Source organism: Frankia torreyi, from assembly GCF_000948395.1.
Classification (GTDB): Bacteria; Actinomycetota; Actinomycetes; order Frankiales; family Frankiaceae; genus Frankia; species Frankia torreyi.
Genome location: NZ_JYFN01000004.1, coordinates 79,591 through 91,726 on the forward strand (window position 1 = coordinate 79,591; position 12,136 = coordinate 91,726).

A 12,136-nucleotide genomic window follows, 5' to 3' on the forward strand; every position below is an offset into this window, starting at 1 on the left:
GGTGACCGGGGTACCGTGCGGTGTGCCCGTGTTCGACACCGCCATCCTGGTGATCGCCATCGTGCTGCTGGCCGCCGCGGTGGGCGGTCTGTCCCTGTTGCGGATGCCACCCGCCGAGCTGGTTCACACCGTCGACGGTATAGACGCCGTCGAGGTCATGGTGGCCGCGGGCCGGGTCGAGGTCGCCGAACGTGATCGCTCGGACGTGCGTGTCGACCTCACGGTGCGGCGCCGGCCCGGCCGGTCGAGCCCCGCGGTGACCACCGCCGGGTCGGTGTTGCGGGTCGACGGGCGGCGCAGCGACGTGCGGGTCAGGCTGGCCGTGCCGCCCGGCACCCGGGTGCGGGCCGAGGTGCTCGCCGGCGAGATCACCCTGTGGGGCGTGCGCGGGGAGCTGTCGCTGGTCACCCGCGACGGCACGATCGCCGGCCGCGAGCTCGGCGCCGGCCCGGTCGCCGCCCGCAGCCGGGGCGGGGACGTCAACCTGCACTTCGACCAGCCGCCGGACGCCGTCCATGCGCACACCGAGTCGGGTCTTCTGACGGTCATGCTCCCCGACGGCGGGTACGCGGTGGAGGTCGAGACGGGCGATCCCAGCGCGGTCGACGTGGCGCTGCCACCGACGCCGGGGGCCACGCGGCGGGTGGTGGCCCGCACCGTCGCCGGCCGGGTTCGCATCGGCCTGACCGCCCCGCTGGGGCCGCTGCCGATCTGATGCTGCCCGTAGGTTCCTGATGCTGTCCGTTGATGTCGCGTGGCGGTCACGCGTGTTTCCGGCCCGGGGGTACGTCCCCGGCCGAGGTCCGCGCCGGTCTACTCTCGTCGCATGACGGCGGTTCGGAGTGTGAGCGCGAAACCGGCGACGATGGGGGAGTTTCTCGCCTCCGGACGTCCCTCGTTCTCGTTCGAGTTCTTCCCGCCCCGGACGCCCGAGGGCGAGCGTCACCTGTGGACCGCTCTGCGCCGGATCGAGGCGCTGCGCCCCTCCTTCGTGTCGGTGACCTACGGCGCCGGCGGCTCGACCCGTGAGGGCACGATCCGGGTGACCGAGCGGATCGCCACCGACACCACCCTCACGCCGATCGCCCACCTCACCGCGGTCAACCACTCCGTCGCCGAGCTGCGTCAGGTGATCGGCAACTATGCGGGCGCGGGCGTGCGCAACGTGATCGCGCTGCGCGGCGACCCGCCCGGCGACCCGCAGGGCACCTGGACGGCCCACCCGCAGGGCCTGGAGCACGCCGACGAGCTCGTGCGGCTGGTGAAGTCGGTGGGGGACTTCTGCGTCGGGGTGGCGGCCTTCCCGGACAAGCACCCCCGCTCGCCCGACTTCGACACCGACGCCCGGTACCTGGTGGGCAAGTTCGACGCCGGGGCCGACTACGCCATCACCCAGTTCTTCTTCGGTGCCGACGACTACTTCCGGCTGGTCGAGCGGGTCCGCGCGCTGGGCTGCGACAAGCCGATCATTCCCGGGATCATGCCGGTGACGAACGTGGCCCAGATAGTCCGGATGGCGCAGTTGTCCGGCGCCGCCTTCCCGCCCGTGCTGGCCGCCCGACTGCAGGCCGTCGCGGACGACCCGGCGGCGGTGCGGGCGGTCGGCCTCGAGGTGGCGACGGAGCTGTCCCGCCGCCTGCTCGACGGCGGGGCGCCCGGCCTGCACTTCATCACCCTCAACCGGTCCAGCGTCACGCGGGAGATCTTCGAGGCGGTCCGGTAGGCGGGCGCCGCATCCCCGCCGGTGCCGCCCGGCGGCCGGGCCGCGCCTACTCGATGTCGTCGTAGGCGTCGAACACGCACAGCAGCCATTCGTNGCGGAAGGTCTGCTCGCGCACCAGCGCGAACCCGGCCTGGTTGGCGGTGTCGATCACCGCCGCCACGAGGCCGAGGTCGAGGGTGTTGAAGACCGGAGTGATCCGCACCGCGAGGATCACCTGATGGCGGTGGGGGGCGAAGACCACCCGCGGGTCGAGGTCGTCGAGGCTCTCCACCACGCCGCTTACCTGCTCGGTCACGTCACTCCCGCCTGGCGGGGCCGGCCTGGCCTCGTCCGTCCGCTCCCACCGGCCGACGTGGCCGTGGCCCGCGGTGGCAGTCCACGCGACTCTACGTCCCGGGCATGATGATGTCCCGGGCACGGTGGATGTCCCGGGCACGATGGATGGTGTGCGCACCCCGGTACCCGACCGCGACACCTATCTCGCGCGCTGGTCGGCCCTGCACGGCGGCTACGACCCGCTGGGCGGGCTGTGGCTGGTGCGTGCCTGGCTGACGTTGGTCCACCGGGCCGCGAGCCCGCTGGCCGCCCGCCGGGTGCCGCCGTCGGCGGTGACCGCGGCGGGGGTGGCGGTCACGGTGCTCGCGCTGCCGGCCGCCGCTGCCGGGGGCCGCTGGCCGTTGCTGGCGGTGGTGGTGATGCTGCTCGGAGGCGTGGCCGACAGCCTCGATGGAGCCGTGGCCGTGCTGACCGATCGGGCGAGTGCCTGGGGCTACGTGCTGGACTCGGTCGCCGACCGCTGCGGCGACGCGCTGTACCTGGTCGCTCTGTGGTACGTCGGGGCGCCGGGCGGTCTGCTCGTCGCCGCCGGGTGCGCACTGGGGCTGCTGGAGTACACCCGGGCGCGAGCCGGCAACGCCGGCTTCGGAGAGATCGGCGTCGTGACGGTCGGCGAGCGGCCGACGCGGCTCATCATCGCCGCGTTCGGACTGGCGGGGGCCGGCATCATCCCTGACCTGGCCCGTTTCGCCGGGACGGTGGCGGCGGGCGCGACGTTCGCGGTGTGCGTGGTCGGCCTCGGCCAGCTCCTGGTGACGTTGCGTGCCGCACTGCTGGGCGCGCCCCCACCCCGTGACTAGCCGGGTGATTCCGCGTCGCTCATTGACTTCAGGTAGTCGTCGGCTAACCCAGGTGCGGTCCCGACTCTGACAATCATGGTGATCCCTAAGGAACTGGGCCTCGCGTGCGGGCGGCTCCTCGGCCCGTACCGATCCCCGTCCATTTCTTCTTGCCCGAGCGGCGCCTGAGTCCGCGGTCGCGTGGGCGCAGACCGTATGCGGGAGATCTGTTCAGTGTGCGGACGGTTTTGACTGTCGTCCGACCGGCGGGGCTCGGAAGATCTGGGCGGTCGCGGTTGACCGTGGGTTGCTCCTTCGTCCCTTCCGGTGGTGGTCGCCGTCCCGCCTGCGGCCGAACAGGGCCGGACCGCTGCAGGCGGACGCGCGAGAAACCGGCAAGATGATCCGCATTCGCGGATTCTTCTTGGTTTTCTGCCCAGATCTGCGGATTCATCGCTACGATCTGGCCATCCACACAGTCGCCGATCGGCCGCGGGCCGCGGCCGCGTGACCGGCGGACTCCGTAGCCACGAAAGATTCGGGGAAATGGTGTCGTACCTCGCCCGCAGAATGTCCCGTCCGCGTGTCGTCGCGATCGTTCTGGCCCTGGCCGCGATCCTCGTCGTCAGCCTGCTGCCGACCTGGCGGGCCGAGGCTGCCACCCCGGCTGCCACCCCGGCTGCCACCCCGGCTGCGGCGCCGGCCAAGGCGATCCCGCATCCCGTTCCCACTCTGCCGCCGGGTCAGGTGCTGTTCCTCGGTCGGATCGCGCACCCGCAACTGCTGACCGTCGCCGACCTCGCCGCGAAGTACCCGCAGCACACCCAGACGGTGACCTTCCAGAGCGGGGCGGGCCCGCAGACCCACACCTACACCGGCCCCCTGCTCTACGACGTCCTGCAGGCGGCGAAGCCGGCGTTCCGCAGCGACGTGAAGAACGACGCGCTGCGCTACGCCGCGGTCGTCCACGCCAGCGACGGCTACGAGTCGGTCGTCTCGTGGGGCGAGATCGACCCCGGCTTCGCCGGCACCGAGGCGCTGCTCGCCGTCACCCAGGACGGCGTGTCGCTGGCGAAGGAGGGACCCCGGCTGACCGCTCCCGGCGACACCAAGGGCGGCCGGTACGTCTCCGGCGTCACTTCGGTGACGCTGGTCCGCGCCGGGTTGTAGGCCGCGGGCGCCGGGTGAGTCGGGGCGGTCAGGCCGGCCCGACGAGCCCGGCGACGATGCCGGCGGACAGTACGACCAGCGGCAGGCCGCCGCCCGGGTGGGTGGACCCGCCGACGAGGAACAGCCCCGGCACCCGGGCGGCGTTCGGCGGCCGCAGGAACGCCGCCCGGGCTCCGTTCGACGACCCGCCGTAGATCGACCCCCCCACCGAGCTGGTGCGCCGCTCCAGGTCCGCCGGGGTGATCGTCTCGTACCACCGCAGTCGGGACCGCACGTCGAACCCGCGGGCGGCGAGAATGTCCAGGATGTGCCGGGCATACCCGTCCGCCAGGCCGGGCTTGTCCCAGTCCAGCCCGCGTGCGCCGGGCCGCCCCGCCGCCGGGGCGTGTGCTGCGGCGTGCGGCGCGGCGTTGACGAGGACGAACCATGCCTCGCCGCCCGGCGGCGCGCAGGCCGGGTCCGCCGGGGCGGCGATGTAGACCGCCGGGTCGTCGGCAAGGCGCCCGCCGAACACCGCGTCGAACTCGCCGTCGTAGTCCGCCGGGAAGGTGACCGTGTGGTGGCCCAGCCCCGGCGTGCCGCCGGACAGGGCCAGCAGCAGCACGAACCCGGACATCGACGGGGTGGCCCGCCGGACGTGGCGCCGCCCGGTCCGGTCGTCCACCAGCCGGCCGTCCACCGGCAGGCCGTGCGCCTGCCGGCCGTAGAGCGATGCCGCGTCGACGTTCGCGACGACGACGTCGGCGGGCAGCAGGAGGCCGTCGGCGAGTCGCACCCCGTCGACCCGGCCACCGGGCGTGCGGGTCACTTTCAGCACCCGGGTGTCGACCAGGATCCGGGCCCCGCGGTCCTCGGCGCGCCGCGCGATCGCCTCGCCGAGCCGGCGCAGCCCGCCCGGCACGTACCAGCCGCCGAAGCGGCGTTCGGCGTGCACCACCGACACCAGGGCGGCCGGGGCGCGCCGGGGATCGGAGCCGGAGTAGGTCGCGTAGCGGTCCAGCACCATCCGCAGGCGCGGGTCGCGCAGGTAGCTGCGGCCCAGGCCGCGCAGGCTGCGGCCGGGGGCGACCGCCGCGACGTCTCCGGGTGAGGCCCAGGCCAGCCGGGCGAGCCCGGCGGCGCGCACCGGGCTGGACAGGAACGGCTCCTCGGCGGCGTCGAAGATCCGCGCGGCCCGGTCGGCCAGGTGCCGCCAGTCACCGCCGGCGCCGCCGCCGAGGCGTTCGTCGAGCTCGGCGGCGAAGGCGTCGTCGTCCGCGTGCGCGGCCAGCGTCGTGCCGTCGGCGAACCGGTAGGAGGCGATCGGGTCGAGGCGGCGAAGGTCCAGCTCGGCGCGCAACGGCCCGCCGGTCGCGGCGAACAGATCCTCGAACACGGCGGGCATGGTCAGCAGGGACGGCCCGGTGTCGAAGCCGTAGCCGTCCCGCTCGTACCAGCCGAGCTTCCCGCCGATCCGCGACGACTGCTCGCAGACGGTGACATCATGCCCCGCGGCGGCCAGGCGGGCCGCGGCGGCGAGCCCGCCCACCCCGGCGCCGATCACTACCACCCGGGCCACGGCGTCGACTCTACGAGCCGGCCCGCGGGCCGCGCCGCCGCGGGGGTGCCGTGACCGGTCGGCCCTTCCAGGCCGCGGTGCCACGCCGCCGCCGCCACCACGACAGCGCCGTCAGGTATCCCAGCAGGCCGACCGAGACCGGATGGGCGGCGGCGTCCGGCCAGCTCCGCCCCCCGGTGCGCCGGGCGGCGACCACCCGGCCGGCGACCCCGGCGAGGTAGCCGGCCAGTCCGGCGCGGGAGCCGCGCGCCGCCGCGGCGGCAGGCAGGACGAACAGCCACCACAGCAGGCCGACCTGCGCGGCGCTGGCCGCCGGGCTGCCGCCGGCGGCGGCCAACGACTTGGCGTAGCCGTCGCGCAGCTCGGCCCAGCCGACATACATCCGGTTGGTCGCCAGGGAGGTGCCGTCGACGATCACCCCGCGCCCCCCGAAGCGCTTCACGGCCCGCAGCAGGGCGATGTCCTCGAGGATCTGGTCGCGGACCCCGGCGTGCCCCCCGGCCCGGCGGTACGCCGCCGCGTCCACGCACAGGAACTGGCCGCCGGCCGCGGCCAGCGACGGCCGCGGGGACCGCTCGGCCGCGCGCAGCGGCAGCAGGGCCAGCCATGACCAGGTCAGCAGCGGCTGGACGAGCCGCTCCGCCGGGCTCGCCGCGACCTGGCGCGGATACGGCGAGACCAGGTCCAGCCCGCTGTCGCGCAGCAGCGCAACGGCCCGGGCCAGCCCGTCGGCGGCGATGATCACGTCGGCGTCGACGAAGACCAGCACGGTGCCGGTCGCGGCGGCCGCGGCCCCGGCGCAGGCGTACGGCTTGCCCAGCCAGCCGGGCGGTGGGCCGGCGCCGCGCAGCGGGACGATCCGCCCGTCGCGCCGCGCCCAGCCGGCCAGGATCCGCCCGGTGGCGTCGGTGGAGGCGTCGTCGTAGACGACGATCTCCAGCTCGGGCACGTCCCGCGCGGCCAGCAGGGCCGCCAGACAGCCGTCCAGGCGGGCGGCCTCGTCTCGGACCGGCAGGATCACGGACACCCGCTCCGGCACCGGCCGGGCCGGCGGCGCCACACGCAGCAGCCGGGCGTTCACCGCCGCGTGCGCCGCGATACCCATGGACGCCAACGCCGCCGTCCGCACCACTCCGGCTCGCACCGCCGCTCCGGCTCGCACCGCCGTCACCGCCACCCCCACCGCCCGGGATCGTCCGCTCTGCGGTCGGCGCGCCAGGGCCGCAGCGCCACGGCCAGCACCGCTCCCATCGCGACCCCGCCGGTGACCGCGACGCCGGGCTCACCGAAGAAGACGAGGTTCGCCAGCACCGACGACAGGTAGGTCCAGGCCAGCAGGGCCAGCGGGATGCGCTCGTCGCGGTGGGCACGGCGCGTCGGGTCGGGCAGCGCGAGCAGGGTCGCGGTCATGATGGTGCCGACCAGCAGCCAGCCGAGGAAGTTCGTCAGCGGGATCCCGTTGAGCGCCGGACCGCCGCCGAGCCAGTGCCAGTGCCCGGCGGTGACCATCTGAGGGTCGAGGAACAGATCCCAGGTGGCCAGCACCAGGCCGCCGAGCACGGCGGCGCGGACCGGGGCGCGCCGGTGCCGCCGTACCAGGACGTAGGTGGGATAGGCCATCATCGCCCAGGCCAGCGGCACCACGACGGCGACGCCGCACAGGCGGGGGCCGAGCGAGCCGGCATAGTCATAGCGGCCGAACGGGACGCCGGTGTGAACCCCGACCGTCTCCACGGCGAGCCCCCCACCGACGGTCACGGCGAGGAAGCCGGCGGTCCAGAGCGGACCGCGGGTGGCCAGGGCGTGCGCCGTCGACGCGGCAAAGAAGAGCAGGACCGTCGCGACGGCCAGCGCGCTGCGCCCGGCACCGCCGACGAGCGGGTAGGGGATCTGCACCGCCACCGTGGCCAGCGCGGGAATCCATCCCCAGACCGGTGCCCGGTGCCCGGGCGGTTTGCCGGGGATGCTCCGGCGTACGGGCCGGGCCGACCCGAGCGCCGTGGACGCCGGGCCGCGGAGGGTCACCGCACGGGTTCCGGCTGGTCGGCGTCGCCGGCGAGCTCGCCGGCGGGGCTGGCGGCCGACGGACCCCGCAGCTCCTTGCCGAGCACCGCGTAGGGGGTGAGCGTCCCGGGGAACTGGAAGTCCGACAGCAGCGGGACGAATCCCTCGCTGGCATACAACCGGCGTGCCCGGCTGCCGGCGGGTTCAAGCGCGGACAGCGCCGCGGTCCGCTGCGGGACGTCCCGCAGCAGCTCCCGCAGCAACTGACGGCCGATCGTGCGGCCCTGGTAGGAGGGCAGCACGTGCAGCTCGACGATCTCGAGGCAGTCGTCGAGCCAGTGCGCCGCCGTGGCTGCCGAGGCCGCCGCAAGCGCGTCCACGACGACGTCGTGCCACCACTGGCCGGGCTGGCCGGGCAGCGCGTAGGTGATGCCGACGAGGGTGTCGTCGGGGGTGACGGCGGCGACGGCGAGCAGGTCACGGCGGTCGAAGTGGCGACGCGCGTGCAGGGCCCGGTCCCGGGCGGCCCGGACGGGGTCGGCCTCGTGGTGATCGAGGAACGCGGCCTTGTAGACGGCGATCACATCGTCGAGCCGGGCCCGCATGCGGCTGGGCGGCCAGCGGACCACGCTCACGTCCCCGTCCCCGTCGGTCACCGGCGTCGCCTCCTGTCCGTCCCTCGGCGCGTCGACCTGGTCCCGCGAACGGGTCTGGCGAGCCAGGAGGTCGGGGCACACCAACACGTTGCTCGACGATAACGCGCCAGTTGCGGGGCGCGCCGGGCGACGGGAGTGCCTGCCACGTAACGTCATTACTCTGATGCGCAGAGCATTTTTTCCGGGATGTGTGGGAGGCCGATCCGGTCGGCCGCCATCGCGAGGCCCGCGCAGCGGGGAGCGTCGTCGAGCAGGTCCGCGACCAGGAGGGCGACGGCCGGCGCCTGCACCGCGCCGCCCGCGTTCGTCCCCGCGGCCACCAGGACCCGGCCGGCGTGGCCCGGTAGTGCGGTGACGAGGGGGAGTCCGTCGGGGGTGGTCGGACGTTCGCATACGCGCACGTCGCGCACGTCAGGGCTGCCGTCGGCCCGCTGCAGCGCCGGAAACAGGCCGGCGATGGCCCGTTCGGCGACGTCCCGCAGCCCCGCGATCCCCGCCGCCGCGGACTGGCGCTCGGCCAGGCCCAGGTAGCCGAAGCCGCCACTGACGTGGATGAACGTGCCGTCGGGGGACAGGGAGACGTTGATCACGCCGAGGGGATCGCCGGCGTGGATCTTCGCTGGGCGGCGCAGCCCGGGGTTCGGCAGGGTCAGCGACAGGCCGAGCAGATGCGCCACCGCGCCGGCCCCGGGCCAGGCGGCGCCGAGCAGCCGGTCCAGGTCACGGCCCCCGGTGGTGATCACGACGTGATCCGCCGGCAGCACCGAGCCGTCGTCGAGACGCAGCCGCACCGCCGGTTCTGGTTGCCCCGCCGGTTCCGGCCGCCCGGCCGGGCCGCTCCCGGCCCAGGCGGCGCTGTTCGTGCCGGGGCCGCGGCCGGGGTCGAGCCCGCGCACCCGGACGCCGGCGCGCACCTCGACGCCGAGGTCGGTGAGCCGGCTGGCCAGCGCCGTCGCCAGATCGTGGATGTTGACGGCGTAGCCGTCCACCTCGACCGCGCCCGCGATCTCCCGCACGCCGCTTGGCAGCGGCACCGAGGTGCCCAGGCCCGGCCAGTCCCGGGCCAGCGCCTCACCGGGCAGGCGGACGGCGCCGGTGTCGGCCGCGCGCTGAAGCCGTTCGCCCGCGGCGAGGTCGGCGGCACCGAGGTAGATCCGGGCCAGCCGGGCGTCCCGGCGCAGGCCGGCCAGCCAGCCCGCGCCGTCGACGGCGAACAGGCGCTCCCAGCCGCGCAGCCCCAGCCGGTTGAGAGCGATCACCAGCTCCTGGGTCGTCGCGTGCAGGCCCGGCCGGTCGGTGCCCCGGTCGAGCGCCTCTGACCAGGCGAGCTCGGCCGCGCTCAGGGAGGCGGGGTCGCGCAGCCGCCAGCCGCCGTCCGCCGGGCCGCGCTCGAGGATGCCGGCCCGGCCCGCGTCCGTCGGGGGCAGGGTCTCGGTCGCCGACAGGTGCCGCGCGTTGGCCCCCCCGAACGTCGTGCCCTGCCGGTCCGGATCCGCGCGATCCGCCGGCGCAGCATCGAGCACCCGGATCCGGCGATACCCCCGCAGCCGCAGCAACAGCGCGACGGTGAGTCCGACGATCCCGCCGCCGACGACCACCACGCCGTGGCCGTCCGCGGCGGGATCGTCAGGTGCCGGGTCCTCGTCGACTCGGCGGTCGGTGCCCCGGCCCGCGCCGGGATGATCGAGTTGTGGTCCGAGCAGGTCGGCGCCGGTCAGCTCGTCCAGGTCCGCCCGGCCGACCACGGCGAGCATGGCCTGATCCAGGTCGTCGTCGCAGGCGTCGGAGCGCATCGCCGCGGAGCACAGGGTGAACCCGGGGCGCAGGGCGCCGCCGTCACCGTCGATCCGCGCGGCCAGCAGCTCCCGCACCGGGGCGAGCAGCCGGGGGGCGTTGTCCAGGACGACCGTGAGATCACGCCGGTCGTAGGCGTCGAGCAGGGCGCGCTGGGCGAACACCTCGGGCTCGCTGACCGAGATGATCCGTTCGCCCGTGAACGCCTTGAGTTCCCGCTCGTCGATCATGCCGACGGTCGCCCACGGCCCGGCGTGGACGAGCGGCGCGGCGACGGCGACCACGTCGGCGGCCTCGAGGAGCTCCTCCACGGTGCGGGCGATCCGCACCCGGTCGGCGGGCAGCCGGTGGTGGCGCGCCCAGGCGCCTACCGACGCGGGATCGGCGACGAGGGAGGGGGAGTGCACGACCAGGCGCCAGCCCCGCGCCGCGCCGTCCCGGGCCACCCGTCCGTTGATGTTGCCGGCGCCGAGCAGCCCGAGGATGCCCGGCCGCCGTGACTCCTGCGCTCGGGCGAGGGGCTGCGCTCGGGCAGGGGGCTGCTCTCGGGCGGAGGGTTGCTCCCGAGCGGAGGGTTGCTCCCGAGCGAGCGACGCCGCCCCGCCGCCGGCGGGGTCGAACAGCCGGTCGACCATGAACCGGGCGACGTGGCGGGCGTTGACCTCCGGGGTGTTGCGCACCTCGATCCGTAGCCGGGCGGCAGCGGCGGTGTCGACGGCGGCCAGCGAGGTGCCGCGGCGGACGAGCAGGAGCTCGCGGTCGGCGTCGGACCGCGCTGAGCCCCCGGGGACCGGACCGCCCGCGGGGACCGGACCGCCCGCGGGGACCGGACCGCCCGCGGGGACCGGACCGCCCGCGCGGACCGCTGCGGCCCATCGTCGCAGGGTGGTGGCGTCGACCGCGTTCGCGCCGACGACCAGCGTGTGCGGGCGCAGCTCGACCAGCGCGTCGGCGAGTTCGGCCGGGCGGGCGGCCAGCTCCGGGCGCAGGACCGCGCTGCCGGCCCGAGTGACCAGGTCCGCCACGCGGGCGCCCACCGCCGTGGCGATCAGTATCCGGCGGTGGGGGGTGGACCTGCGCACAACCGGGGGGTGCGGTCCTGGACCGCGGGGTGTCGCTTCGGAGGGTGCCTGGCCTGCGGACACCTGGGCACGTGCCTGGTCACGGGGCATCGGCATGCGGTTCGCTTCATCCGGTTCGTCGGGCTGCCTCATCCGGTTCGCCGCCGGACCTCCCCACCGTGGCGGACGTCCGTCAACGGGTTGTCAAACCGCCGAATCCGTTGCCGGCCCGGGGCGCCAGGCCGGCACGGGACCTTCAACGAGTCGTCAACGTCGGGGGGCCTGCCAACGTCGGATCGGGGAGCAGGGCCAGCAGCGGATCGCGTCCGCCGAGCGTGCCGCGGGAGCCGAGCACCGCGAACCGCGCGAACAGCTCCTCGCTGTACCAGCCGACCTCGGGGGTGCGGCGGACGACCTCGCTGTGCGCCGGCCGGCCGTAGGCGAACCGGCGCAGCGACGCCGCGTCCTGCCAGAGGCTGAACGTCCCCTTCAGCCCGATCGGTGCCTCGCCGATCCCGGCCGCGAACAGCAGCCCCTCGGCCTGAGCGAGGTCCGCGACCACCGGTGGGACCGCCCGGCGGAAGGTGAGCGTGTGCCGGGGGGCGACCCGGGCCCGGGTGATCACCGCCACCTTCGTGCCCGTGGCGGTGGCGGTCGGCGCGGCCGTGGCCGTGGGGTCGCCGAACGGCTCCTGCCGCGACCACCGCCCGCGCGAGGACAGCGGGTGCAGGTCGATGCGCCACCGTTCCTCGGCCAGCACCGACCAGGCCCGCACCTGTGCGGACCGCTCGAACGACCGCGCCGCCGACGGCGTCTCCCAGACGGCGACCATCGCCCACTGGCAGGGGTCGGCGCCACGCAGGCCGAGGCTGCTCGCCGAGCCGGTGCCGAGCAGCTTGACGAACGTCAGCCCGGGGACGTGCCGCAGCGCGGAGCGGTCGGCGGCGACCCGGGCCAGGGCGTGGCCTATCCGGCGGCGGGGGACCCGCCAGAAGTCGACGGTCACCAGCAGGGCGGCAGGGTTGGCCGGGTTCATCGGGACCGCAGTTCTCATC

The 12,136-nt window shown here is 75.3% G+C and carries 10 protein-coding genes and 1 pseudogene; 4 read left to right on the plus strand and 7 right to left on the minus strand.

Annotation, left to right across the window (positions count from 1 at the left end; all coding sequences use genetic code 11):
- Position 1: 1 nt before the first annotated feature.
- Positions 2-715: a DUF4097 family beta strand repeat-containing protein gene (locus tag FF36_RS03875; protein ID WP_044883581.1), complete on the plus strand. Its 714-nt coding sequence runs from the start codon at positions 2-4 to the stop codon at positions 713-715.
- 111 nt (positions 716-826) lie between these two features.
- Positions 827-1,723, plus strand: coding sequence for a methylenetetrahydrofolate reductase [NAD(P)H] (gene metF / locus FF36_RS03880; protein ID WP_044883582.1), 897 nt, complete (start codon positions 827-829; stop codon positions 1,721-1,723).
- Positions 1,724-1,817: 94 nt separating this feature from the next.
- On the opposite strand, the pseudogene FF36_RS37040 reads toward metF, so the two are convergent.
- Positions 1,818-2,018: pseudogene (locus FF36_RS37040) on the minus strand (hypothetical protein); the annotation flags it as partial.
- Positions 2,019-2,160: 142 nt separating this feature from the next.
- Here FF36_RS37040 and FF36_RS03890 point away from each other — a divergent pair.
- Both FF36_RS03890 and FF36_RS03895 read left to right on the plus strand, forming a co-directional pair.
- Positions 2,161-2,859: a CDP-alcohol phosphatidyltransferase family protein gene (locus tag FF36_RS03890; protein WP_044883584.1), complete on the plus strand. Its 699-nt coding sequence runs from the start codon at positions 2,161-2,163 to the stop codon at positions 2,857-2,859.
- A gap of 525 nt (positions 2,860-3,384) precedes the next feature.
- Positions 3,385-4,008: a molybdopterin-binding protein gene (locus FF36_RS03895; protein WP_220386538.1), complete on the plus strand. Its 624-nt coding sequence runs from the start codon at positions 3,385-3,387 to the stop codon at positions 4,006-4,008.
- 28 nt (positions 4,009-4,036) lie between these two features.
- Here FF36_RS03895 and FF36_RS03900 read toward each other — a convergent pair whose 3' ends face one another.
- From FF36_RS03900 to FF36_RS03925, 6 genes are all read right to left on the minus strand, one after another.
- Complete coding sequence (locus tag FF36_RS03900; protein WP_044883676.1) at positions 4,037-5,566, minus strand: phytoene desaturase family protein; 1,530 nt, start codon at positions 5,564-5,566, stop codon at positions 4,037-4,039.
- A gap of 10 nt (positions 5,567-5,576) precedes the next feature.
- Positions 5,577-6,728: a glycosyltransferase family 2 protein gene (locus FF36_RS03905; RefSeq protein ID WP_242418216.1), complete on the minus strand. Its 1,152-nt coding sequence runs from the start codon at positions 6,726-6,728 to the stop codon at positions 5,577-5,579.
- A gap of 5 nt (positions 6,729-6,733) precedes the next feature.
- Positions 6,734-7,591 (minus strand): bisanhydrobacterioruberin hydratase CruF, encoded by an 858-nt coding sequence (gene cruF / locus FF36_RS03910; RefSeq protein WP_242418215.1) that lies wholly within the window; start codon positions 7,589-7,591, stop codon positions 6,734-6,736.
- A complete protein-coding gene (locus FF36_RS03915) occupies positions 7,588-8,175 on the minus strand; it encodes a GNAT family N-acetyltransferase (RefSeq protein WP_044883679.1) in 588 nt (195 codons plus the stop codon). Before FF36_RS03915 ends, cruF begins: the two co-directional genes overlap by 4 nt.
- A gap of 206 nt (positions 8,176-8,381) precedes the next feature.
- Positions 8,382-11,045 (minus strand): FAD-dependent oxidoreductase, encoded by a 2,664-nt coding sequence (locus FF36_RS03920; RefSeq protein WP_242422278.1) that lies wholly within the window; start codon positions 11,043-11,045, stop codon positions 8,382-8,384.
- A 292-nt stretch (positions 11,046-11,337) separates the two neighbouring features.
- Positions 11,338-12,135, minus strand: a complete 798-nt coding sequence (locus FF36_RS03925; RefSeq protein WP_082121658.1) for a spheroidene monooxygenase — start codon at positions 12,133-12,135, stop codon at positions 11,338-11,340.
- Between the last annotated feature and the right edge of the window lies 1 nt (position 12,136).